General features: G+C 73.6%; 20 protein-coding genes and 1 pseudogene. 17 read left to right on the top strand and 4 right to left on the bottom strand.

What is annotated here, in order from left to right:
* Positions 1-21: 21 nt before the first annotated feature.
* The 8 genes and pseudogenes from ACIP60_RS19670 (at position 22) to ACIP60_RS19635 (ending at position 7,216) form a co-directional block, all read left to right on the top strand.
* Positions 22-1,395 carry a condensation domain-containing protein gene (locus tag ACIP60_RS19670; protein WP_400686077.1) on the top strand — a complete coding sequence of 458 codons (1,374 nt, stop codon included), beginning with the start codon at positions 22-24 and terminating at the stop codon, positions 1,393-1,395.
* A gap of 155 nt (positions 1,396-1,550) precedes the next feature.
* Positions 1,551-2,447, top strand: coding sequence for a diiron oxygenase (locus ACIP60_RS19665; RefSeq protein ID WP_100835105.1), 897 nt, complete (start codon positions 1,551-1,553; stop codon positions 2,445-2,447).
* Positions 2,448-2,484: 37 nt separating this feature from the next.
* Positions 2,485-3,336 (top strand): hypothetical protein, encoded by an 852-nt coding sequence (locus ACIP60_RS19660; RefSeq protein ID WP_400686074.1) that lies wholly within the window; start codon positions 2,485-2,487, stop codon positions 3,334-3,336.
* Positions 3,323-4,489: an NAD(P)H-dependent flavin oxidoreductase gene (locus ACIP60_RS19655; protein WP_400686071.1), complete on the top strand. Its 1,167-nt coding sequence runs from the start codon at positions 3,323-3,325 to the stop codon at positions 4,487-4,489. Before ACIP60_RS19660 ends, ACIP60_RS19655 begins: the two co-directional genes overlap by 14 nt.
* Positions 4,490-4,524: 35 nt before the next feature.
* Positions 4,525-4,905: pseudogene (locus tag ACIP60_RS19650) on the top strand (holo-ACP synthase); the annotation flags it as partial.
* A gap of 129 nt (positions 4,906-5,034) precedes the next feature.
* Complete coding sequence (locus ACIP60_RS19645) at positions 5,035-5,274, top strand: acyl carrier protein (protein ID WP_282206433.1); 240 nt, start codon at positions 5,035-5,037, stop codon at positions 5,272-5,274.
* Positions 5,271-6,455: a hypothetical protein gene (locus tag ACIP60_RS19640; RefSeq protein WP_400686068.1), complete on the top strand. Its 1,185-nt coding sequence runs from the start codon at positions 5,271-5,273 to the stop codon at positions 6,453-6,455. Before ACIP60_RS19645 ends, ACIP60_RS19640 begins: the two co-directional genes overlap by 4 nt.
* A gap of 14 nt (positions 6,456-6,469) precedes the next feature.
* Positions 6,470-7,216 (top strand): class I SAM-dependent methyltransferase, encoded by a 747-nt coding sequence (locus tag ACIP60_RS19635; RefSeq protein ID WP_400686065.1) that lies wholly within the window; start codon positions 6,470-6,472, stop codon positions 7,214-7,216.
* 106 nt (positions 7,217-7,322) lie between these two features.
* Here ACIP60_RS19635 and ACIP60_RS19630 read toward each other — a convergent pair whose 3' ends face one another.
* The gene (locus tag ACIP60_RS19630) at positions 7,323-8,174 is read right to left on the bottom strand and encodes a lysozyme (protein WP_400686062.1); all 852 of its coding nucleotides are present in this window, start codon (positions 8,172-8,174) and stop codon (positions 7,323-7,325) included.
* A 276-nt stretch (positions 8,175-8,450) separates the two neighbouring features.
* Between ACIP60_RS19630 and ACIP60_RS19625 the strand changes: the two genes are divergently transcribed.
* From ACIP60_RS19625 to ACIP60_RS19615, 3 genes are all read left to right on the top strand, one after another.
* A complete protein-coding gene (locus tag ACIP60_RS19625; RefSeq protein ID WP_400686059.1) occupies positions 8,451-9,323 on the top strand; it encodes a metallophosphoesterase family protein in 873 nt (290 codons plus the stop codon).
* A gap of 82 nt (positions 9,324-9,405) precedes the next feature.
* Positions 9,406-10,542: a winged helix DNA-binding domain-containing protein gene (locus ACIP60_RS19620; protein WP_400686057.1), complete on the top strand. Its 1,137-nt coding sequence runs from the start codon at positions 9,406-9,408 to the stop codon at positions 10,540-10,542.
* A gap of 227 nt (positions 10,543-10,769) precedes the next feature.
* Entirely contained in the window at positions 10,770-11,510 is a 741-nt protein-coding gene (locus ACIP60_RS19615) for a 3-keto-5-aminohexanoate cleavage protein (protein ID WP_400686055.1), read from the top strand.
* 485 nt (positions 11,511-11,995) lie between these two features.
* On the opposite strand, the gene ACIP60_RS19610 is transcribed toward ACIP60_RS19615, so the two are convergent.
* On the bottom strand, positions 11,996-12,589 hold the full coding sequence (locus ACIP60_RS19610) for a hypothetical protein (RefSeq protein WP_400686053.1): 594 nt from the start codon (positions 12,587-12,589) through the stop codon (positions 11,996-11,998).
* A 312-nt stretch (positions 12,590-12,901) separates the two neighbouring features.
* Complete coding sequence (locus ACIP60_RS19605) at positions 12,902-13,630, bottom strand: type II toxin-antitoxin system PemK/MazF family toxin (protein WP_400686050.1); 729 nt, start codon at positions 13,628-13,630, stop codon at positions 12,902-12,904.
* Between the two features lie 217 nt (positions 13,631-13,847).
* On the opposite strand from ACIP60_RS19605, the gene ACIP60_RS19600 reads away from it, so the two are divergent.
* Positions 13,848-14,201 carry a PRC-barrel domain-containing protein gene (locus tag ACIP60_RS19600; RefSeq protein WP_400686047.1) on the top strand — a complete coding sequence of 118 codons (354 nt, stop codon included), beginning with the start codon at positions 13,848-13,850 and terminating at the stop codon, positions 14,199-14,201.
* Between the two features lie 685 nt (positions 14,202-14,886).
* Positions 14,887-15,921 carry a protein-L-isoaspartate O-methyltransferase gene (locus tag ACIP60_RS19595; protein WP_400686044.1) on the top strand — a complete coding sequence of 345 codons (1,035 nt, stop codon included), beginning with the start codon at positions 14,887-14,889 and terminating at the stop codon, positions 15,919-15,921.
* Between the two features lie 594 nt (positions 15,922-16,515).
* Here ACIP60_RS19595 and ACIP60_RS19590 read toward each other — a convergent pair.
* Positions 16,516-17,679, bottom strand: coding sequence for a methyltransferase domain-containing protein (locus tag ACIP60_RS19590; protein WP_400686041.1), 1,164 nt, complete (start codon positions 17,677-17,679; stop codon positions 16,516-16,518).
* 772 nt (positions 17,680-18,451) lie between these two features.
* Here ACIP60_RS19590 and casA point away from each other — a divergent pair.
* Genes casA through cas5e form a run of 4 tightly spaced genes read left to right on the top strand, consistent with a single transcriptional unit; the run spans position 18,452 to position 22,720 of the window.
* Positions 18,452-20,065: a type I-E CRISPR-associated protein Cse1/CasA gene (gene casA, locus ACIP60_RS19585; protein ID WP_400686038.1), complete on the top strand. Its 1,614-nt coding sequence runs from the start codon at positions 18,452-18,454 to the stop codon at positions 20,063-20,065.
* Positions 20,062-20,772: a type I-E CRISPR-associated protein Cse2/CasB gene (gene casB, locus ACIP60_RS19580; protein ID WP_400686035.1), complete on the top strand. Its 711-nt coding sequence runs from the start codon at positions 20,062-20,064 to the stop codon at positions 20,770-20,772. The genes casA and casB overlap by 4 nt, the downstream gene beginning before the upstream one ends.
* Positions 20,772-21,968 (top strand): type I-E CRISPR-associated protein Cas7/Cse4/CasC, encoded by a 1,197-nt coding sequence (gene cas7e / locus ACIP60_RS19575; protein WP_400686033.1) that lies wholly within the window; start codon positions 20,772-20,774, stop codon positions 21,966-21,968. The genes casB and cas7e overlap by 1 nt, the downstream gene beginning before the upstream one ends.
* Positions 21,965-22,720 carry a type I-E CRISPR-associated protein Cas5/CasD gene (gene cas5e / locus ACIP60_RS19570; RefSeq protein WP_400686030.1) on the top strand — a complete coding sequence of 252 codons (756 nt, stop codon included), beginning with the start codon at positions 21,965-21,967 and terminating at the stop codon, positions 22,718-22,720. The genes cas7e and cas5e overlap by 4 nt, the downstream gene beginning before the upstream one ends.
* The last annotated feature ends 22 nt before the right edge of the window (positions 22,721-22,742 follow it).

Raw genomic sequence — 22,742 nt, 5'->3', positions numbered from 1 at the left:
ACCGGAGAGGAACCCGCTGCTGTGGAGAGCGTTGACACCCGTACGGTGGCCTACCGCGGTGCCAGGACCGGCACCGCGCCCATGACCTGGGGCCAGCGCGCGATCTGGAAGTCCATCCGCTGGCTGGACGAGGGCGCCCACTACTTCAACATCCGCCGGATCGCCCAACTGCCGGACGGGACGAGCCAGTTGCAGGTGGACGCGGCGATCGTCGCGCTGTTGGAGCGGCACGAGGCGCTGCGCACCACCTTCCACGAGGGCGCCGACGGCTGGCGCCAGCACCTCACCGACACCGGCACCCTGCGCTACCCCGTGGTCGACGCCGCCCCCGGCACCGCCGCGGACACCGCCGCCCGGGTCGCCGACGAGCTGGTCGCCCGGACGTTCCGGCACACCGAGGAGATCCCGTTCCGCTGCGCCCTGGTGCGCGACGGCGGCCGGCCCGCCCACCTGGTGCTGGTCTTCTCCCACCTCGGCGTGGACTTCTGGGCGGTGCGCGAACTGGAGCGCGACCTGCGGGAGTTGCTCGCCGGGGAGCAGGGCCCCGCCCCCGACTGGCAGCCGCTCGACCAGGCCGGGTACGAGAGCGAGGGGGAGGGCGCCCGGCGCGGCGCTGCCGCCGTCGAGCACTGGCGGCGCACCCTGGAGAAGACCCCGCCCGCGCTGTTCCCGCCGGTCGACGACCAGGGGCGCCCCGAACGCTTCGTCCGCCTCGGCATGGACTCCCCGGCCGCCGCCGTCGCCGCCACCGCGATCGCCGAACGCTGCCAGGTCTCCACCGGCACCGTGCTGCTCGCCGCCACCGCCGCGGTGCTCGGCGCCTGGACCGGGCACCCCCTCGTCCCGCTGCAACTCATCGCCGTGAACCGGCACGACGACCGCACCCGCCGCCTGGTCGCCGCGATGGCCGAGAACGCCCTGTTCTCCCTCGACGTCGGCACCGGCACCTTCGACCAGGCCGTCAAGCGCGCCTTCCTGGCCGGCATGAACGCCTACCGGCACGCCCACTACGACCCGATCGCCGTCGACGAGGTGCTCGACGCCGCTCGGGAACGCAACGGCGGCGTGCTGCAACTCGGCCACTTCTTCAACGACAAGCGGATGCACGACCGTTGGGAGGACCTGCCGGACGTCCCCGCCACCCCGGAGGACCTCGCGCCGCTCACCGCGAAGACCCGGATCTTCCACGTCGGCTCCTGGGAGCGCCAGGACGCGCTGTTCTTCGTCCACACCACCTACGCGCCCGACACCGCACTGCTGTACCTGATGGCCGACACCGCACTGATCCCCCGCCAGGACATCGAACGGGTGCTGCGCGCCTTCGAGGGCCTGCTGGTGGCCGCCGCCGCCGAGCCGGTCGAACTCGCCGCCGTCGCCTTCGACTTCGACCGCTGAGCCGGTCGAACCCGTCGCCGTCGCCGTCGCCGTCGCTGTTGCCGTCGCCGTCGAACCCGTCGCCGCCGTCGCCGTCGCCGCTTTCGGCCGCTGAACCGCGTAGCCGCCGAGCGCGGGCCGCCACCCCCCGACCGTCGCACCGAGAGGAACCCCGCATGACCACCGCCGCCCCGACCGCCGACACCGCGCCCGTCTGGGACGAGGAGGTGGCCGCCGCCGTCACCCGGCTGACCGCCGCCGCCGAGAACGAGTACTACAACCCCTACCAGACCTTCGACTGGCCCGAGCGCATCCCCGAGGGCGCCCTGTGGATGAGCGAGGACCTGCTCACCGTCCACGGCACCGCCGCAGCGGCCGAGTTGAGCCGCGAGCAGTACCTGGCGCTGTCGAAGTGGGAGAGCATCAACTTCTACAGCCTCAACGTGCACGGCATCCGCGAGCTGATGCAGGAGGTCGTCCGGCGCATCCACGCCCCCGGCTACGAGATCCCCACCCCGTTCTTCCACCACTTCCTCGGCGAGGAGAACGAACACATGTGGTTCTTCGCCGAGTTCTGCCTGCGCTACGGCGGCCGGCTGTTCCCCGACCGGTCGATGGCCTTCTCCGCCGAGAAGCACTCCGCGCGGCTCGACAACTTCGTGGTGTTCAGCCGCATCCTGATCTTCGAGCAGATCGTCGACCACTTCAACAGCAGGATGGCCGCCGACACCGCGCTGCCCGAGACCATCCGCGCCATCAACCGGGTCCACCACCAGGACGAGTCCCGGCACATCGCGTTCGGCGCCCAACTGGTGCGCGCGCTGTGGCAGCGCCTGGTCGAGGCCGGGGACGAGCGGGAGACCGAGCGCGGCCGGCAGTACGTCGAGAAGTACGTCCAGTCCTCGATCCAGCAGCTGTACAGCGTCGACGCCTACCGCGACGCGGGCATCCCCGACCCGCTGGCCTTCCGCGCCCGGGTCATCGCCGACCCCGCCCGGCAGGCCGCGCACGCCGCCATCACCTCCCGCACCACCGCGTTCTACCGCCGCATCGGCGTGCTCGACGCCGCCTGAGAACCCACCGACCCCCGCGCCCAGCAAGGGAACCCGCATGAGCACCCGCACCGCCGACCTGCCCCCGCTGCGCGAGCCCGGCCCCGGCCTGGTCGTCCTCGACCCCGTCCGCGCCGCGCTGCTGACCGAACTCGACGCGCTGTTCACCGGCCTCGCCGAGCAACTGCACGCCCCCGCCGTGATCGGCCCGCCGCTGCTGCCCGCCGAAGGGCTCGCCAAGCTCGACTACTTCCGCAACTTCCCGCACCTGGGCGTCGCCGCCGCCCGCTACCGGGGCGACACCCTGGACGCCCTCGCCGCCGGGGAGCCCCCCGCCGAGCAGGGCGTCCACCCCACCGGCTACCTGCTGCCCTCCGCCACCTGCTACGGCCTGCTGCTCTCGCTCTCCGGCGCCGAGGTCGGCGACGGGCAGCGGGTCACCGCCATCGGCCGCTGCTTCCGCAACGAGGACCACTACGACGGGCTGCGCCGCCTGTGGGGCTTCCACATGCGCGAGGTGCTCTACCTCGGCACCCCCGACGGCGTGCGCGACCACCTCGCCCGCTCCAAGGAGTTCGTCCTCGACCTCGCCGCCGCCCTCGGCATCGTCCTCGACTACCAGCCCGCCAACGACCCGTTCTACGACCGCACCGGCTCGCGCGCCAAGCTGATGGCCCTCGACCCGGTCAAGTACGAGTTCCTGGCCGTCGACGGCACCGCCATCGCCTCCGTCAACCGGCACCGCAACTTCTTCGGCGACCGCCTCGGCATCACCTCCGGCGGCGAGGCCGCGCACAGCGGCTGCACCGCGTTCGGCGCCGAGCGCTGGGTGCACGCCGCGATCCTCACCCACGGCAGTGCCGACGCCGCGCTCGAACGGGTCCGCGAGGTGCGCGATGAGCGCCGCTGACGCCGGCGCCGCCTCGGCCGGTGCCGCCGTCGCCGCTGCGGTGGCCGCCGCCGACGCCGCCGCCGCGGTGGGCGCCGCCGCGCTCGGCGTCGAACTCCCGCTGGTCCAGGCCGGGATGGGCGGCATCGCCGGACCGGAGCTGGCCGCCGCCGTCAGCGAGGCCGGGGCGCTGGGCACCGTCGCCCTCTACAAGAGCGACCGCGCCCTGGCCACCGCCCTGGTGGAGCGGACCGCCGCCCGCACCACCCGCACCTTCGGTGTCAACGTCATCCCCGAGGTCGCCGACCGGCTGCTCGACGAGCAGCTCGACGCCGTCCTCGACCGGGCCGACCGGCAGCTCACCGTCAACAGCTACGGCCTGCCGCCGCGCCCCTTCGCCGAACGGGTGCGCGCCGCCGGACACCGGCTGCTGGTGCAGACCGGCAGCCCCCGCGACGCCCGCACCGCCGCCGGGCTCGGCGCGCACGCCGTCACCGTCCAGGGCACCGAGGCCGGCGGCCACCACCTCGGCGAGCGGCCGCTCGCCGACCTGCTCGCCGAGCTGCGCGCCGACTCCGGCTTCGACCTGCCGGTGTTCGCCGCGGGCGCCGTCGGCACCGGTGCCGACCTGCTGCGGGTCCTGGCCGCCGGGGCGAACGGGGCGATGTGCGGGACGCTGTTCGTCGTCGCCGCCGAGTCCGCCGCCCACCCCGACTACCGGCGCGACCTGATCGCCGCCGGACCGGCCGACACCGTCGTCACCGACCGCTTCTCGATCGGCTGGCCCGGCCGCACCCACCGCGTCCTGCGCAGCGCCGTCACCGAGGCACCGGCGCCGCTGCCCTCCGCACTGATCGCCTGGACCACCGTGATGGGCAGCCGGCGCCCCGTCCCGCGCGGCTCCGCCGCCGCACCCACCGCGGAGGCCGAGGGCCGGGTCGGCGAGATGGCCCGCTACGCCGGACTCGGCTGCGGCGCCGTCACCGCCGTCGAACCCGCGGCGGCGATCCTCGCCCGCCTGCGCGAGCAGTACGCGCGGGCGAGGGACTCGGCGCAGGTGCAGGCGCGAGTGCAGGCACAGGTGCAGACGCAGGCACAGGTGCAGGCAGAGGCGCAGGTGTCGGCACACGTCCCGGCGCGGGCGCAGCCGCCTGCGCCGGTCGCGGCCCGGTGACCGGGGAGGACGCCCTGCGGGCGGCCCTGCACCGGATGCTCGGCGACACCCCCGACGGGACCGACCCCCGGCTGCGGGTCGGCGTCGACCTGGTGCACGTCCCCCGCGCCGCCGCTGTCGCCCGCCGCCACGGCGAGCGCTGGCTCGCCGACCAGTTCACCCCCCGGGAACGCGAACAGCTCGCCGCCGCCGACGGCACCCCCGACGCCACCCTGGCCGGGCGGCTCGCCGCGAAGGAGGCGTTCCTCAAACTGCTCGCCCCCGACGGCGAGTTGATCCGCTGGCGGGACATCGAAGTGCTCCGCGGCCCCGGCGGCGCCCCCGCCGTCCACCCGCACGGCACCGCCCTGCGCCGGCTGCGCGCCGAACGCCTCGCGCAGTGGACGCTCAGCATCACCCACGAGGGCGAGTGGGCGATCGCGGTCGCCGCCGCCCTGACCGACACCCCCCTTCCCTCCCCGACCACCTCCCTTTCCTCCCCGACCACCTCCCGCCCGTCCGACACCCCCCGCCCGTTCCCGACCACCCCACCGAGGAGTCACCCCGTGCAGCAGATCGCCGACTGGATCCAGGGCAAGAACCCGAAGCTCGGCCGGGAGGTCGAACCCGCCGAGGACCTCATCGAGGGCCGGCTGATCGACTCGCTCGACTTCCTGGAGTTCATCTACCTGCTGGAGAGCGTCTCCGGCCGGCCCATTGACCTCGCCGAGGTCACCGTGGACGACTTCCGGACGCTGGAGCGGATCGAGGAGCGCTTCCTCGCCCCCGCCGAAGGCGCCGCGTGAGCGGCACCGTCCGGTTCGGCAGCTGCGACGCCGAGGCCCACTGGCGCCCCGCGGAGCTGGCCACCCTGCCCGCGCTGCGCAACCCGCACAGCGAACGCCTGACCCGGGAGATGGACCAGCTCCAGGCGGTGCTCTGCGGGCCCGGCGACGTCCTGCTGACCAACCGCCAACTACCCTCCGTGTTCACCGAGTTGATGCACGCGGCCGGTTTCGGGGGCCGCCACCTCGCCGTCCCCGGCGACCCGGCGGAGCCGGTCGAGCGGCGGCTCGCCGCGCACCCCGTCCCCGGCTTGGCCGGGGCGGTGGCCGCGCCGTACGCGGTGCTGCCCGGCACCGCGCCGGTGCTCGCCCGGCAGGGGCTGCGCGGGCGGCTGCCGGAGCCGGACGCCGTCCGGCTGGTCAACTCCAAGACCTGGACGACGGAACTGGGCCACCCCGGCGCCGGCACCGTCGTCACCGGCCTCGCCGAACTGCGGGCCGCGGCCGGGGCGCTGGGCCCGTGCGTGGTCAAGGACCCGTACGGGGTCTCCGGCCAGGGCAACCTGGTGGTCGAGTCGCCCGAGCGGCTCGCCTTCCTGGAGCGGCACCTGGCCCGGGAGGTGGAGCGGCGCTCGGCCCGGATCGAGCTGATCGTCGAGCCGCTGCACCGGCCCGCCGAGGACTTCGCCGCGCACTTCACCATCGACCCGTCCGGCCGGCCGCACTGGCACGGCATCCGGCAGGTGCTCAACGACGGCCACGCGTACCGGGGTTCGGACCGGCCGAGCCCCGAACTGCTGGCCCGGCTGGACCGGGCGGGCTACCGGGAGACCGCGGAGTCCGTCGCCGAGGCCGCCGCCGCGGCCGGCTACCGGGGGCCGCTGTCGGTGGACTCGATGACCACCGCCGACGGCGCACTCGTCCCCGTGCTGGAGGCCAACGCCCGGCTCTCGCCCGGCATGATCGCCCAACAGCTGGACGCCCGGCTGGAGTTGCGGCTCGTCCCGATCGACGGCGAGGGCTGGTTCGAGCGGCTGGTCAACGCCCTGGACGAGGCCCGGCTGCTGCCCGCCGCCGGCGGCCCGGGCCTGCTCCCGCTGGCCGCCGGTACGCTCGCCGCGCCGCGCGGCTGGCTGTTCCTCGCGGCGCTCGGGGACGCCGACCCCGCCCCGCTCACCCCCGTCCTGGAACGACTCACCTGAGGAGAGAGCCCGCCGTGGCCGACACCGTGTACGACGCCAGCACCGCCGCCGACTACCGGGCGGCCCGGGAGATCCCCCGCGAGGGGCTGACCGCCTGGCGGGAGGCGATCGCGGAGCACGCCGCGCCGAGCCCCGGCGCCACCGTCCTCGACGTCGGGGCGGGCACCGGGGCTTTCGCCACCGCGCTGCGCGACTGGTTCGGCGTCCACGTGGTGGCCGTCGAACCCGCCCCGGCCATGCGGGAGTTGATCCCCGTGGGGGAGGGGATCACGGTCCTCGACGGCCGGGCCGAACAGCTGCCGGTCGCGGACGCGGGGGCGGACGCCGCCTGGCTGGGCTCGGTGGTCCACCACATCGGCGACCTCGCCGCCGCCGCACGGGAGTTGCACCGCGTGCTGCGCCCCGGCGGGACGGTGCTGATCCGCAACGCCTTCCCCGGCCGGTGCGAACGCGACCTGCGGGTGCGGTACTTCCCGGAGACCGCCGCCGGGATCGCCGACTACCCGACCGTGGAGCACGTCACGACGGCGTTCGAGGCGGCCGGGTTCACCCCGGTCGCCCTGCGCTCGCTGCCGCAGCGCTCCGCGCCCACCCTGGCCGCGTTCGCCGCCGGACTGCGCCGCGACGCGGACAGCAAGCTGCGCGCCCTGCCCGACGAGGCGTGGCAGGCCGGGCTCGACCGGCTGCGCCGGGCGGCCGCCGAGCGACCGGAGGAGGAGGCCGTCAGCTGGATGGACCTGCTGGTGCTGCGCCGCGACTGAGCATCCCCGCCCGTCCGCCCGCCCGTTCGCCCGTCCGCAGCCGGTGCGGGGCGGAGTCCGGCTGTGGACGGCTGCGGGCGGGCGGGGCGGGCGGGGGTGCGGTGGGTCAGCCGTTGGCGAGGGCCTGGATGCGGTCGAAGGCGCCGTTGAAGTAGTTCTGGTCGCCCGGCAGGGTGCCGGAGTCGGAGTACTGCCAGATGGTCTGGTAGGACCAGCCGGCCGGCAGGGTGCCGACGGCGGAGGCGTAGCGGGCTATCCAGAGCGGGTTGGTGGCGCCGAAGGAGGAGTTGTTGCCGGTGCAGGTGGTCCACCAGTCGGTGGTGGTGTAGATCGTCGGGTAGCGGCCGGTCTTGCTGTGCACGGTGTTGGAGAAGTCGCGGATCCAGCTGACCATCCCGGCCTGACTCAGGCCGTAGCAGGTGGCGCCGTACGGGTTGTACTCGATGTCCAGGGCGGGCGGCAGGGTCTTGCCGTCCTTGGACCAGCCGCCGCCGTGGCCGACGAAGTAGGTGGCCTGGGTGGCGCCGCTGGAGACGTTCGGCAGCGCGAAGTGGTAGGCGCCGCGGATCATCCCGACGTTGTACGAGCCGCTGTACTGCTGGGAGAAGTACGGGTTGGTGTAGCTGGTGCCCTCGGTGGCCTTGACGTAGGCGAACCGGCCGCCGTTGGCGTACGCGGTGCTCCAGGCGACGTTGCCCTGGTAGCTGGACACGTCCATGCCCTTGGTCTGGGTGGCGGCCAGTGCTGCGAAGGCGCTCGCGGTGTCGGCTGTGTCGGTGCGGCCCTCGTGGCCGGCGACGGTCGAGCCGGCGAAGTCCCGTTCGGGGTGGAAGCCGGCGGGGGTGCCCGGCGCGGCGGCCTGGGCGGGGACGGCGGCGACGGCGCCGACGAGCAGGGTTGCGGACGCGGCCGCGGTGGCGGCGCGACGGAGCATCCGGGTGGTGCCGGAAGCGGGCATGACGACTCCTCAATCCGGTGGCGGCGGCCGGATCGGCCGCATGCCGAGAAGATATAGTCATGGCCCCGTCAGTCAACAGAGTGTTGAAACTACACATCGAATGACCGTATGTAGAGCGAACATCCATACATGTGACAACTGAACACCCGTGGTTCCGCCGGGCGTTGACGCGCCGACCGGAGAACGGCCCGCTGGCGCGCCCCACCGCCTCGGCGGTAGCGTGTCAACGCGCGTCCCGCTGCCGGGACGCCGGGCCGAGACGAGGACGGGGGAACGGTGCCGGACGGACGCCTGCTCGCGGTGAGCGACCTGCACGTCGGCGTCGCCGACAACCGCGGCACCCTCGAAGCGCTCCACCCCACCGGTCCCGACGACTGGCTGATCGTCGCGGGCGACGTCGCCGAACAGGTCCGCGACGTCGAGGCGGCGCTGCGCTTCCTCACCGGCCGCTTCGCCCAGGTGATCTGGACGCCCGGCAACCACGAACTGTGGAGCACCGCGCACGACCAGGTCGACCTCCCCGCCCCCGCCCGCTACCAGCTCCTGGTCGAACGCTGCCGCGCCCTCGGCGTCCACACCCCCGAGGACCCCTTCCCGGTCTGGCGGGGCCCCGGCGGCCCGTACGCCGTCGCCCCCGTCTTCACCCTCTACGACTACAGCTGGCGGGTGCCCGGCGTCGCCGACAAGCAGCAGTCGCTGGCCCGCGCCCACGAGAACGGCGTGGTCTGCACCGACGAGTACCGGATCGACCCGGCGCCCTACGCCGGCGTCGACGACTGGTGCCGCGAACGGGTCGAGGCCACCGAGAAGGCGCTCGCCGCGCACGACCCCGGCCTGCCGCTGGTCCTGGCGAGCCACTGGCCGCTCGACCGCCGCCCCACCGACATCCTGCACTACCCCGACTTCGCCCAGTGGTGCGGCACCGACCGCACCGCCGACTGGCACCGCCGCTTCAACGTCGCCGCCGTGGTCTACGGCCACCTGCACATCCCCCGCACCACCTGGTACGAGGACGTGCGCTTCGAGGAGGTCTCGATCGGCTACCCCCGCGAGTGGCGCCGCCGCGGCCACCCGCGCGGACTGCTCCGCCAGATCCTCCCCTACCCCGGCCCGCCCGAGCAGCCCGTCCCCGCCCCGCCCGCGCCCTGAACGCCCCTGCCCCGGACGGCCGCTGACAGTGCCGACGGCTAGGGTCGGTGCCCTCGGGAACCGGCACGGAGGGGGACGGGCGGTGGGCGGAGTCGAACTGACGGCGGACCAGGTGCTGGCCTGGCGCCTGCGCCGCCAACACCTCGGCACTGCACCGCCCCCGGACGGGCCGGTCGCCGTGGTCGAACGCCTCGCCGGGGTGCAGGCCCAGGTCCCGGCCGCCGCCGAACTCGCCGTCGCCCTGCGCACCGGCTCCGGCCCCGGCGCCGCCGCGCAACTGCGCACCGCCCTCGCCGACGGCCGCCTGCTGCGCACCTGGGCCCAGCGCGGCACCCTGCACCTGCTCGACCCCGCCACCGCCGCCGACGCACTGGCCCTGATCGGCTCCGCCCGCACCTGGGAGAAACCCGCCTGGACCAGGGAGTTCGGCGCGACCCCGGCCCAGGTCGCCCAGCTGGTCGAAGCCGTCGCCGAACTGCTCGACGGCACCGTGCTGACCAGGGAGGAACTGACCGCCGCCCTCGCCGCCGACCCCCGGTTCGCCGAGCTGACCGAACAACTGCGCTCCGGCTGGGGAACGCTGTTGAAACCGCTCGCCTGGCAGGGCGCACTCTGCCACGCGCCCGCCCCCCACGGCCGGACCGCCTTCACCCACCCGGCCAACCACAGCCCCACCTGGCCCGGCCTCCCCCCGGTGGACCAGGCCGGCCCGCGCCTGCTCGCCGCCTACCTCGGCGCGTACGGCCCGGCCGACCTGGACCGGTTCGACGCCTGGCTCTCCCGCAACAGCCTGCGCCGGAGCGTCCTCAAGGGCTTCGCCGCCGCCCTCGGCGACCGACTGACCGAAGTCACCGTCGACGGCACCCCCGCCCACGCCCTCACCGAACACCTCGACGACCTCACGACCCCCGCCCCCACCACCGGCTCGGTCCACCTGCTCGGCCCCTTCGACCAGTACGTCCTGGGCCCGGGCACCAAGGCCACCGAAATCCTCCCACCCGCCCACCGCCCCGCAGTCAGCCGTACCGCCGGCCGGATCGCCCCACTCCTCCTGGTCGACGGCCGCATCACCGGCACCTGGCACCAGGACGGCCCCACCCTCACCCTCACCCCCTTCACCCACCGCCCGCCCACCGAGTCCCTCACCCCGGCCCTCACCCGCCTCGCCACCGCCACGAACACCCCGGACCTGACCATCCGCTGGTCCACCGACGGCTAGCACCGCAACGATGCCTGCCGGAACGCGTCCACGGCCCAAGAGCTGACGCTCCGTCCCCACGAGCACCGCTACAGCACCAAGGCCGCCCCCCGCTCGCGCGGAGGTCTGCCCCGCCCAGCACCGGTAAGTACGGGGTGGACACCGTCCTTCCCGTGTGCGCGGGGACGGTCCCGCATCGCACCAAGCGGTTGAGCAGCCACCCAGCACTTTCTGAGAGGATCGTCCGCATGCTGCAGGTATGCCCGAACGGGTCCAGGAGCCGCGTCGAGTGCGATCGTCTCCCCCTGACCGTAACGGAGTTGGCGGCTGAGGTCCGGTCGGCGGTGCGCGCCGGGGCCGAGGACGTGCACCTGCACCCCAAGGGTCCCGCGGGCCGGGACACGCTGGAGCCGGAACACGTGGCTGCCGCCGTCGCGGCGGTGCGCGCGGCGGTGCCCGGCGTCCGGATCGGTGTGACCACGGGCGCGTGGGCCGCGCCGGACCCAGAGCGGCGCGCCGCGCACGTGCGGGCCTGGACCGTGCTGCCCGACCACGCCTCGGTGAACTGGCACGAGGACGGCGCGGACCTGGTCGCCGACGCGCTGTTGGCCCGGGGGGTCGGCATCGAGGTGGGGATCTTCTCCGGCACCGACGCAGCCCGCCGCTTCCTCGCCTGGCCGAGGGCCCACCGCGCGCTGCGGGTGCTGGCCGAGATCACCGAGACGGACCCGGCAGCCGCCCTGGTCGGTGCCGAGGCGCTGCTGGACACTTTGCGGGCCGGAACGGATCTGCCGGTCCTGCTCCACGGGGAGGACGGCTCGGCCTGGCCGGTCTTGGCGATGGCCGCCGCCCGGGGCCTGGACACCCGGATCGGCTTGGAGGACGTCCTCCACCTGCCGGACGGCTCCCCCGCCCGTGACAATGCCGAACTGGTGGGGAAAGCAAGGAAGTTGATCGATGCGCAGTCCGGCGGCCGACCGTTGGCCTGAGTCGGTGCCGCCGAGGATCCGCTGTTCGCGGCCCTTCCATCCGAGGCCCTGAGCGGCCTGGTGGGCGGCGGTGAAGTCGCCGGCCAGGCGCAGGAGGTGGACGAGGCCGCGGCGGGGGCGATGCGGCTGGTGCTGTCGGTGACGCTCTGCACGCCGTGGCGGGAGTCGGTGCGGGCGCGGTGTTCGTGCTGGCGGCGGGCGAGTGCGGAGAGGGTCTCGACTGGCATGTCCGCCGCGCTGGCCGCGGTGGTGGGCGTGCCGTGCGACCTGGTGCTGCGCGGCCTGCCCCGGGACATGGACGTCAGCATCCCGCTCCAGGAGCGGACGTTCGGCTACCGCCGGAGCTGGCCGGGTCGAGGTGCGGCCGGACGTCCTGGTCCTCTTCGTCCGACTCCTGCACCACAGCCCGGCCAAGTCCGCCAGGGGCGCCCGAGGCTGCTGACCGATCCCGCGCCCTGCCGTCCGACGCGCGACGTCGGCGGGCGTCAGCCGGTCCTCGGACGGGTGTGGGCGGCGATCCGGGCGTCGTCCCAGTCTGCGAGCCGGGCGAGGTCGTTGCCCGCCCACAGGCCCAGGGTCAGCAGCAGTTCGCGGGCGTCCTCCGCCCGGGACGCCGGACGCATGTGGTCCAGCACCGGCGCGCCGATGTGGACCAGCGCGGCGGCCGACGGCGCCCCGGGGTGCTGCCGGACCTCGAGGACCGCGGTGTCCAGGACCTCGATCGCGGTGGGACCGGCGGAGTGCGGGTGGCCCTGCTTCCCGGCGAAGCGGTGGCCGAAGTCGAGCAGCCACTGCCGGGCGAGGTCGTGATCGTTGTCGAAGCGGCGCAGCAGACAGGCGGTCGACTGCAGCGCCAGGACAGCGGTGGCCAGTGTCGCCTCCGTCGCCAGGACGGCACGCCGCTCCCAGCCGTTCAGGACGGCGGTGAGCGTGTCGACGATCCGCCAGTCGGGCAGCTCGGCGCCGGTGGTGCTCCGGGCGGCCGCGTCCAGGGCGCAGGCGCGCAGCAGCCAGTGGGCCAAGTCGTCGCCACCGCTGTCGGCGGAGACTTCGGCGGCGGTGACGGGGTCGGCGGCCATGCGGTTCGCTCCTTCGGTCGTCCCCACGGACCGGTTGAGCGCGGGCAGGCCCGGCCGGAGGGGCTCAGATGCACAGACACCGTCTCTCCCCCCGCTCCCGGCCCAACCCTCACCCGGTCCATGGAACGGCTTTTCACTCCGTCGGGGGGCCGTCCCCGCGGGGGCGGGGACGGCCCTGCCCGGGCCGGGCCGATGTTGGTGGCCGTGGTGGCCGTGGGCCTGGACCCTGCGGGTGAGGTGGCTCGGGCTGGCGGGAAGGGCGGTCCGCCAGCCTGCTGCCGGCCGGAGCGGGCCTGCCCGGGCGGGCCCGGGTCAGCGGGCCGCCGACAGGTCGAGACGGTCGGTGACCTCGCGCCACAGGTCGGCCGGGCAGAGCCCCAGCGGTCGGCGGAACCCGTCGTAGGGCACGCGCAGCGGCGTGTGGTTCTGGAGCCAACTGCTCTCGTGCCCCGAACGGTTCCACCCCGTGTTGGCGATCGGCCAGTAGTGCTCGGGCAAGTCGCTCTTGTCCTGGCTGGTGATCTTCAGGACGGTCGCACCCGTCGGTCCCGCGCCGACGACCAGGCAGGGCCGGTCCTTGCCGCCGTCCCCCTCCTCGAAGGGGACGTACGCGTACCAGACCTGACCGGGCTGCGGGCGCTGTCCCGCCCGGGGCCGTGGCGGGAGCGGCGGGCGCCGCGAGCCCGGCCCCGTCCTGCCGCCGCGGGGACCGCGCGGACCTCCGGCGGAAGACGGCCTGCCGCCCACGCGACGGCGCGCCCTTCTCCACCACGAGGGGACGAACCACAGGGCCGCCGCGCCGGCGAGCGCGCCGACCGCGACCAGGGCGCTCCAGATTCCGTGCCCGAGGAGCAGCCGGGAGCCCAGCGCCCAGAACGCGCCGTAGCCGAGGTACAGGGCCAGGCGGACGAGCCCGTCCGGCAGGTACGCGGGGGGATCCCCCCGCCCCGGCCGGGCACTCCTCCCGCCGGAGCTCCCGCCGGAGTTCCTGCCGGGGGCGGCGGGGGCCCCGCGGCGCCGCTTCTTCCGCTCTTCTTCCAACGTCTCTTCCTCCTGCTTCCCGGAACCGTCCCGCCGTGTCCGCGGGGCAGCGCATGCCCGGTCCGGCAGTCCGGACTCCTGCCGGTACCGCCCGGCCCGGGAGCGGGTGGCGACGCGGAGCCTCCCGGAGGGCGCGTCCGGTGCGGCATGTTCGCCGGGGACCGGGGCAGGCGGCCTGTCGTACGGAGGACCAGGCACGCCGAACGAGGAGGCAGCGATGACCGAGGCTATGTGGGGTTACGAGGGTGCCGAGGGCTACGCCGCGGGCGCGAACCTGACGGGGTACCGGGTCGAGGCGACGGACGGCCACATCGGCAAGGTCGACAAGCACACCGTGGACGTCGGCGCCGGCTACCTCGTGGTCGACACCGGCCCGTGGATCTTCGGGCGCGAGGTGCTGCTCCCGGCGGGCACCGTCACCCGGGTCGACGACCAGGAGAAGACGGTGTGGGTCAACCGCACCCGGGACGAGGTCAAGAACTCGCCCGAGTACGACAAGGACCAGCACGCCGACGACCCGGCCTACCGCCAGCAGGTCGGCGACTACTACGGCAACGGCACCGGCATCTGACCCGCCGCACCCGGGCCGATCGGGGCCCCGCGTCCGCACAGGACGCGGGGCCCCGCCCGTTCCGCACCCCGCCGACCTCCGCCCCCTGGACTGCGCACTCACCGCCACCCCGCTCTGCCCGGCTACCTCGGCGAGCTTGTCCACGGCAGCCGCATCGCGCCGGTAACGGCTGGCGCATCCACCGGACCTGGAGCAGCGGCGGTGCCGTCAAGACGGTGCGCGTCGGCCCGCACCCCTGATCCGCCCGCCCGGTACCCCGCGCGGGCAGCGCGGGGACGGCCCTTCGCGACCTGCGGCGTTGTGACGGCTCTGCCGTTTCTTTGCCATGCCTGGTTGTTCGATGCGTTCAGGAGTCAAGGAGCGGTGTGGGTGCACCTTGGCATGGTGGTACGACGGTGTGAGGTGGGGTCCGCCGACCGGCTGGGCGGAGTGCGGGAGGTCGGCGTCAACTCGCCGACCTGTCATGCGTTCTGACGCGTACCACCGCCCGGCGGCCGGTGGCGGAAGGGTGGGACGGTGGCCGGTCGGGCCGTCCGACGGCTGTCGGGGGAGGGGGAGCGCGATGGGTGAGCACGAGAAGCCGGCGCCGGATTCGGGGCAGGGGACGCCTCCGCCGGGGAACTCCGACGGCCAGGTTCCCCCGCCGCCGCCCGGCGACGGCAAGCACAAGAAGTAAGGGCCCCGGGTGGTCGCGGTCGACGGTGCCGCTGCCCGAGCCGCCGCCGAGGCGCGGCGGCGGCTGGACGGGGAGATGGCGCCCGGCGGGTTGTGGCCGGAGCGCTCGCCGTGGATCCGTGACGCGGTCGCCCGCCTCCCGCGCGACGCGTTCGCGCCCGAGCGGCTGTGGGACTGGGACGGCTGTGCCTGGCAGCCGGTCGACCGCGGCTCGAACCCGGATCGTTGGCTGGAGTTGCTGTACGGCACCGCGCACCGCGCCGCGGTCACCCAGGTCACCGGCGGCCTGCCGACCTCCAGCCTCTCGGCCCAGGCCCTGGTCGTCGACATGCTCGACTCCCTCCGACTCGAACCCGGACAGCGCGTCCTCGAACTCGGCACCAGCCCCTCCGCGTGGAACGCCGCCCTGCTCACCCACCGGGCCGGGCCCGGCCGGGTGACCACCGTCGAAGTCGACCCCGACCTCGCGGCCGCCGGCGCCACCCGGCTCAAGACGGCGGGCCTGGACGTCGACGTGGTGACAGGGGACGGCAGCCTCGGCCACCCGGCCGGCGCCCCGTACGACCGGGCCATCGCCACCTACGCCGTCGACCGGGTGCCCTGGGCCTGGATCGAGCAGACCCGTCCCGGCGGGCGCCTCGTCCTCCCCTGGGGCCGCCTCGGCCACGCCGCCCTCGCCGTCGCACCCGACCACACCCACGCCACCGGCTGGATGCAAGGCCTCGCCCAGTTCATGCCCGACCGCACCACCACCCCACCAGGAACCCGGGACTTCGCCACCGTCCGCGCCCACACCCCGCCCTCCGGCCCCGAACAGCACACCACCCGCGACCCCGAACACCTGCGCACCGACTGGGGCCTGCTGTCCCACCTGCGCGTCGTCCTGCCCGAGTCGGTGATCACCACCGCCGTCGACCATGACGGCGCCAGCGCCTGGATCCACGACGGCCACGAGTCCTGGGCCACCCTGTCCTCCACGCCCGAAGGCGTCTACCGTGCCCAGGGCGGCCCCCGACATCTCGCCGACCTGCCGGAGAACGCCTGAGCGGAGTGGGAGGAACTCGGTCGACCGTCGGTCTACGACTACGGCATGACCGTCACCCCGGAGCGGCAGTGGATCTGGCACGCCGACCCCGACAACGGCCCACGGTGGCCCACCTCAACCTGACCACCCACCAACAGTTGCTGATCCCCCGCCGGTAGAAGGACACCATGGTGTCCGCGGACAACACAGCACGGCTGACCTTCGCTCGCGCGGGGAGAACAGGGCGTCCAAGACGATGGCCACCACGTGCGGCGGCTGACCCCCGCTCGCGCGGGGAGAACCTTCGTGAACTGCGGCGTTGTGGTGGCTTTGCAGTTTCTTTGCCGTGTTTGGTTATTGGGGTGTCAAGGAGCGGTGTGTGGGCGCATCGTGCCACGGTGGTACGACGCGGGGGAGGACTTCAGCGCACTCCCGCGCCGGACCGGCAAGGCCGGCTGCCCACGCTCGCGCGGGGATGACTGGACGTCGGGCACCGGCTGCGGCGGGGCCTCCGGCTGACCTCCGCTCGCGCGGGGACGACCCATCCGCCGGTTCGGGCGCGCCGCCGTCGGCTGGTAGACCGCGGTCAGGTGCCGGCCTTCCGGCGCGCGGTTCCTAGGTTCGGGGTCCGGTCGCCGGGTCCGGCCGGACTGGCTGCCCGGGGTTGTCGAGCCAGGCGTGCCAGCCGGCGCGGGTGACGGTGACACCGAAGCGTTCGACGTGCGGTTCTCCAGCGTCGTACCACCAGTGGAGGATCTGTTCGAATTCGTCCCATAGGCAGCGGCCGCCGTACTGACGGACCTGGTGGGTGTTCTCGTCGTCGCGGAAGGTCACGGCGGCCCAGGCCGGGGTGGTGAGGGAGTACAGCCACAGGGTCCGGGCGCCGTCGGGGTGGGACTGGATCGCGTGGACGATGTCGGGCAGGCGCAGTCCGGCGGCAAACGGGAACGGGTCGAACTTGCCGTGGGTAGGAAGTTGGGCGGTGGTGGTGGTTTCGGTAACGAGGCCACCGGGGGCGGGGTTGGCTGGCCAGGCGAGGCGGTGGGAACGCATCTTCATGAACTCGACCGGCTGGAGGAAGGGCCCGGTCGCGGTGCCGTCGCCGGTGACGGTGAGGCGGAGCAGGGCGTCGGCGTTGGAGTAGTGGGTGCCGAACGGGGCGAGGATCAGGCCGCCGGGGCGGGTCTGGTCGATCCACGCGCGGGGGACGTCGCGCAGGCCGTAGGTGGCGATGATGCGGTCGTAGGGGGCGTTGGGCAGGTGGCCGGGGGCGCCGTCGCCGCATACCAGGTGTGGGTGGAAGCCGGCGGTGTGGAGGGCGGTGCGGGCCTGCGCGCAGACGGCGGGGTCGATCTCGACGGTGGTGATGTTGGTGTCGCCGAGCCGGTGGCTGAGCAAGGCGGCGTTCCAGCCGGTGCCGGTGCCCTGTTCCAGGACCCGCATCCCGGGTTCGGCCCGGAGGTCGTCGAGCATGGCGGCGACCAGTGAGGGTTGCGAGGCGGAGCTGGTGGGCACGTTGCCGGCTCCGGTGCCCTGGTGGTCGCCGTCGTCCCACTGGGTCACGATCGGGATGTCCGCGGCCGCGGCCGCCAGCCAGCCCGCCTCGTCGACGCCCCGGTCGACGGGCCGGCTCGTCCCGTCGGCCATGTCGTGCGCCCACACCAGGTCCGGTAGGAACAGCGCTCGGGGTACGGCGTCGAACGCGGGCGCCCACGCGGGGGGAACGGGGAAGGGCCGCCCCTGGTCAAGGCGGCCCACCTGGTCGGGTGCGAGGGTCACTTGCGGCGCCCACCGTCACCGGGCGGGGTGGTGCCATCCGGCGAGGGCGGCGTAGGCGGGGGAGTCCACGGCGTGCCGGGGTGACCGTCGCCCCCGCTGCCGCCCCCATCCCCACCGGAATTCTCCATGTCGATGGTGCTGTCCATACGGACCTCCTCGATGTCGCCTCCGATTGTGCCCGCCCGGATCCGAGAGAAGTAGAGGGCATGCTGACGCTAGGTCAGCTCTACAAGTAATGACGGGGCCCCGCCGGGGACCATCCCCGCGCTGGCGGAGAGGACGTTGGGCCCGGCTCCGGTGACGGCGGCTGACCTCCGCTCATGCGGGGACAACACCACGCACGGCACCGACATCGAGCTGGACTACGGCTGACCCCCGCGGGTGCGGGGAGGGTGTTTCGTGAACTGCGGCATGATGGTGGCTTTACGATTTCTTTGCCATTTTTTGGCTGTTGGGGTGTCAAAGAGCAGTGTGCGGGTGCATCTTGGCACGGCGGTACGACGACGGGGCGGGACTCCACCGGGCTTCCGGGCCGGGCCGGCAAGGCCGATGCGTCCCGGGCGGCAGAATCCCGCAGGTGCGGGGGAGGGCGTAGCTGCCGAACTTCTCGGCCCTTCCGCGCGCGGACGGTCCCGCCCGTGCGCGATTTATTGGCCAAAAGGAATCATTGATAGACATTTTTGATCACTTATGGTCAGCAATCAATAACTGTCGGTGGCTGTTGCTACTTCTTCTCCTGTGATGGCTACACGTCTGGGAAAGGTGTGCGCTGGTGTCTGACGAGGGGTTTTCGGCTGCGTCGGACGGGTGGGTCCGTGTCAGGGCGCGGGTGGACTTGTCTGCTGAGGAGCTGGGCGAGTTGGGAGGTGTGCTGCCTGGCATGAAGCCGGGAGGGCAGGCGGTCGCCGGGGTGGAGAACGTGCTGTTGGCGGCTCATCTGCTGAGTGAGCTGGATTTCAGTGTGGTGCCGGTGGAGTCGGCGGTGCGTCCGGTGCTGGCGGCGTTCGCGGCGCGGGTGACGGGGCTCGATGGTCGGACGGCCGATCGGGCCGGGGAAGGGTTGGGAGAGTGGTGGCTGGACCGGTTGGAGGAGGTCCTGGCCGAGGGCCGGTTCGATGCGAAGGCGGTCCGTGAGTACCTGGGGGAGTGTTCGGCGGGGCTGGGTCTCTACGACGGGGTGCGGCCGTTCATGCAGGATCCGCGGCTCGCGTTGGAGGCGGGGGATGTGGTGCCGGCGGGGCGGTTGGTGATGGACCGTCCGTCGGGGGCGAACGCGATGTGGAGCGGGCGGATCGCCGAGTCGGTGCCGGTTGCCTCGGGGGAGGCGTTGGGGTGGGTGCTGGCGTGGCGGGCGTTCGGTCCGTCGGGGATGGGGGCGGTGCGCTCGCACGGCGGGCGGTCGTCGAAGTCCTGCAAGGCGGGGCCGGCGCGGGCGTTGATGCGCTGGTTCCCGCGAGGGAGAAACTTGTTCGAGTCGCTGGTCCTGTCGGTGCCGCAGCCCGATGCGTGGCCGTCGGGTCCGGGGGAGGACCTGGCGCCGTGGGAGACGGAGCAGTTGCCGGATCCGCTGGCACCGGCGGCGCCGTGCGGGGTGGTGTCGTTGTTGACCGGCCGGTCCGCGCACGCCGTGCTGCTGACGCCTAGCGCGGGCGGTGGGCAGACGGTGGGGTGCCGGATCGCGTGGGGGACAAGCGTGGACCTTCCTGCGGCGGTGGACCCGTATGTGATCGACCGCTCAAGTGGCGGTCCGGTGCGGGCGAACCACCGGCGGGCGGTGTGGCGTGACCTGGACGCATTGCTGCTGAAGGAGCGCCCGGGCGACAAGGTGACGACGCGCCGACCGCGAGTCTTCGACAGCGCGAAGGACCTTCCGGTCGAGGTGAGGCGGGCGTTGCGGGTGCGGGCGCTGGGCTGGGATCAGGACAAGCAGGACAAGAACAGCGCGTGGGTGGTGGGGGAGACGCCGCCGGTGCTGGAGCTGGTGGAGGAGTGCAGTCCTGACGGGGCGGCGGCGGTTTCCGCGGCACGGGGGGCGGCAGAGGAGGCGGCGTCGCTGCTGGGCAAGTCGCTGGCGCGGGTGTGGCACCTGTTGAACCCCGGTCGTAGGAGTGATGACCGGGAGGGGTTCGTGGGTCCGGGGATCGCGGTGTTCATGGAGCGGGCGGAGGTGGAGTTCTGGCGTGTGGTGGCCGATCCGGCTGGGCAGGCGCCGCAGTTTCGGCGGCTGGCTCTTGGGGTGTTCGACGAGGTGACGGTGGGGGTGCGGTCGGCGACGGTGCGGGGGATGGCGGCTGTGCAGTTGGCGCGGGGTCCGTTGGCGGGTGTGCCCGAGCAGCGGGCGCGCGCCAAGAACAGGAAGAAGGAGGAGAAGGTGATGGCGTCGTGACGGATGTGATCGGTGCGGGCGTGGAAGCGCCCCCCGTGGAGGGTGAGGGCGGCCCGGAGGGGCCGCCGGAGTGGATCGCCTACGAGGTCAAGTACGTGGAGGCGGTCGCGAGGGCCTGTGGGACGCCTGCTGGACGGGCTCGGCTGCGGCGGGTGCTGTCGTCGGCGGGGACGGTCTCCGGATGGGAGCTGCCGGTGCATGTCGCCAGACTGGTGCCACAGAACCCGGTGGGGCGGTTGGCGTACGGGGCGGTCGCGGGGATGTTCGCGGCGCAGTCGCCGTCGGTGTCGGCCGGCCGCAGGGAGTCCGGTTCGGACGTGGCGCGGGTGTGGCGTCCGGGGTGGGGCGACTTGGGGTGGACGCTGCGGATGGCGGTGTTCTCGGGGGTGCTGCACGAGGACTCGGCGCAGGAGCGGCTGCAGCGGTTGGCGCGGCTGTCGGACTTGGGTGCTCTGGTGGTGCAGTGCCGGCCGCTGGTGGCGCGGGTGGCCGGTGAGGGGGTGCCGTTGAACTGGCCGCTGCTGCTGCAAGATCTGCGGCGCTGGCCGGAGCGGCGGGTGGATATCGCGAACGGCTGGTTTTTCAGTTTCGTCCACGGCATGGCGCCGGACGGCGACGGCGGTGGTGAGGAGAACGGGCCGGGCGGCGACAGCGCTGTGGTGCCCGGTGGTGGCGTGAACGATTTCGGTTCCGAGGAGACTTCCTGATGGCTGTTCACATCTGCGCGCACGTGGTGCACGACTATCCGCTGTCGAACCTGAACAGGGACGACCTGGGCAGTCCGAAGACGGTGGAGTTCGGTGGCGCGCTGCGGGGGCGGACGTCGTCGCAGAACACGAAGCGAGTGGCTCGGGTGCGGGTGGAGGAGAGGATCGGCGAACGGGCGCTGCGTACGCGTCGGCTGCCGTCGCAGGTCGCGCAGCTGCTGCGGGAGCGGGGCTGGGACGAGGAGGAGGCGGTGGCGGCCGGCCAGGCGGTGGTGATGGCGTCGGGTATCCAGGGGTTGATTATCGGCGAGGGCGGGATGACGAGCGTCATGCTGTACGTGCCGCAGCAGGTGGCGCAGGAGCTGGCGGACCTGGTCGTTGCTGACCGGGGCGCGGTGTTGAAGGTGGCCGCGCATGCGGAGGCGGTGGCGAAGGCCGCAGCGGACAAGACCAAGAAGACGAAGGCGCCGGCGCTGTCGAAGGAGGAGAAGGCATTCGTCAAGGAGCTGCAGGGGCGGGTGCGGGAAATCCTGTCGAGCCGCAACGCGTCGATCGCGGCGTTCGGGCGGATGCTGGCGAACAGCTCGGAGTCGACGGTGGACGGCGCGGTGAGCGTGGCGCACACCCTGACGACCCACGCCCTGGTGGAGCAGCCGGATTTCTTCACCGCGGTGGACGACATCCCGGGGGAGGACGCGGGCTCGGCGCACATGGGGTCTGCCGGGCACACCTCGGGCACCTACTACCGCTACGGGTCGGTGAACGTGAGCGAGCTGGTGGGGAACATGGGCGGTGACCGGGAGGCGGCGGAGGAGTTCCTGCGGGCGTTTCTGCGCGAACTGGCGGTGCTGGTGCCGACGGCCAAGCAGCGCAACACGGCGCCGTTCACGCCGCCGGCGCTGGTGTACCTGACGGTGCGTACCGATCAGCCGGTGAACCTGTCGGGGGCGTTCGAGGCGCCGGTGACGGCGAAGGCGGGAAGCGGGTGGACGGCGCCGAGCATCGAGCGGCTGGACGTGCACGCGAAGGCCGTCGCGGACTTCTTCGACAAGGAAGCGCTGGCCGAGCACGGGCACGCCGGCACCGCCGACCTGTCGGGGGTGCAGAACCTGGGGAAGCGGATCGGCAGCTTGGGGGACCTGGTGGAGTTGGCGACCCGCCGCGCGCTGGAGCTGGAATTGGAGTCGGCGCGTTGAGCCGTGGCGTCCTGCTGCACCTGTCCGGTCCGCTGCAGTCGTGGGGTGGTCCCAAAGGCGGCAAGGTGCGCGACACGTATCCGGTGCCGACGCGCAGCGGTGTGACGGGGATGCTGGCCGCAGTGCTCGGGCGGCCGCGGGGCTCGGACATCGGGGACCTGGAGGAGTTGTCGCACTTGGTGCGGGTGGACCGGCCCGGGAAGCGGGTCCGGGACTTCCAGACGGTCGGTGGAGGCCTGCCGAAGGAGCGGACGGTGGTGACGGCGGGCGGCGACCGCCGCGGTGACGCGCTGCTGTTCGACAGCTGGTACCTGGCAGACGCGGCGTTCACGGTTGCCCTCTTCGGCCCCGACGAGGTGGTCGCGCAGGTGGCAGGGGCGTTGCGGTGCCCGCACTTCCCGCCCTACCTGGGCCGGCGTTCCTGCCCGCCCGCGACACCGGTGCTGATTGCCGAGAGCGACGAGGTGGAGGACCTGCTGCTGCGGATGCCTCTGCACCGGCCCAAGCCGCAAGCACCCTGGGGCAAGGAAGCGCCGCCGGTGCGGGTGGCGTACATCGCGGAGCGGGCGCCGGCCGCGGAGCCGGGCCGTCCGGCGACGCGGCACGTGCCGGATGTCGGGTTGGCCGGGCGCTCGTGGACGAGCCGTCCGGTGTGGGAGAGCCACAGGTCGCATCCGGCTGAGCAGTGCGGCGGGTACGGCACCGAGTTCGTGTCGACGCTCACGGCCTGGCGGGAAGGCATCGCCGCCTGAAGTACCCGGCCCGTCTCCCGGC

Origin of the sequence: Kitasatospora sp. NPDC088783 (genome assembly GCF_044750705.1) — a bacterium.
Classification (GTDB): domain Bacteria; phylum Actinomycetota; class Actinomycetes; order Streptomycetales; family Streptomycetaceae; genus Kitasatospora; species Kitasatospora fiedleri.
This window is presented reverse-complemented; position numbering and strand designations above follow the sequence as displayed.

Excerpts from the sequence above, each read along its gene's own strand:
- ACIP60_RS19610 (WP_400686053.1), bottom strand. The coding sequence starts at position 12,589 with ATGGCCGCCGACCCCGTCACCGCCGCCGAAGTCTCCGCCGACAGCGGT.
- ACIP60_RS19665 (WP_100835105.1), top strand. The coding sequence starts at position 1,551 with ATGACCACCGCCGCCCCGACCGCCGACACCGCGCCCGTCTGGGACGAG.
- ACIP60_RS19615 (WP_400686055.1), top strand. The coding sequence starts at position 10,770 with ATGCTGCAGGTATGCCCGAACGGGTCCAGGAGCCGCGTCGAGTGCGAT.
- ACIP60_RS19600 (WP_400686047.1), top strand. The coding sequence starts at position 13,848 with ATGACCGAGGCTATGTGGGGTTACGAGGGTGCCGAGGGCTACGCCGCG.
- ACIP60_RS19630 (WP_400686062.1), bottom strand. The coding sequence starts at position 8,174 with ATGCCCGCTTCCGGCACCACCCGGATGCTCCGTCGCGCCGCCACCGCG.
- cas7e (WP_400686033.1), top strand. The coding sequence starts at position 20,772 with ATGGCTGTTCACATCTGCGCGCACGTGGTGCACGACTATCCGCTGTCG.
- ACIP60_RS19655 (WP_400686071.1), top strand. The coding sequence starts at position 3,323 with ATGAGCGCCGCTGACGCCGGCGCCGCCTCGGCCGGTGCCGCCGTCGCC.
- ACIP60_RS19660 (WP_400686074.1), top strand. The coding sequence starts at position 2,485 with ATGAGCACCCGCACCGCCGACCTGCCCCCGCTGCGCGAGCCCGGCCCC.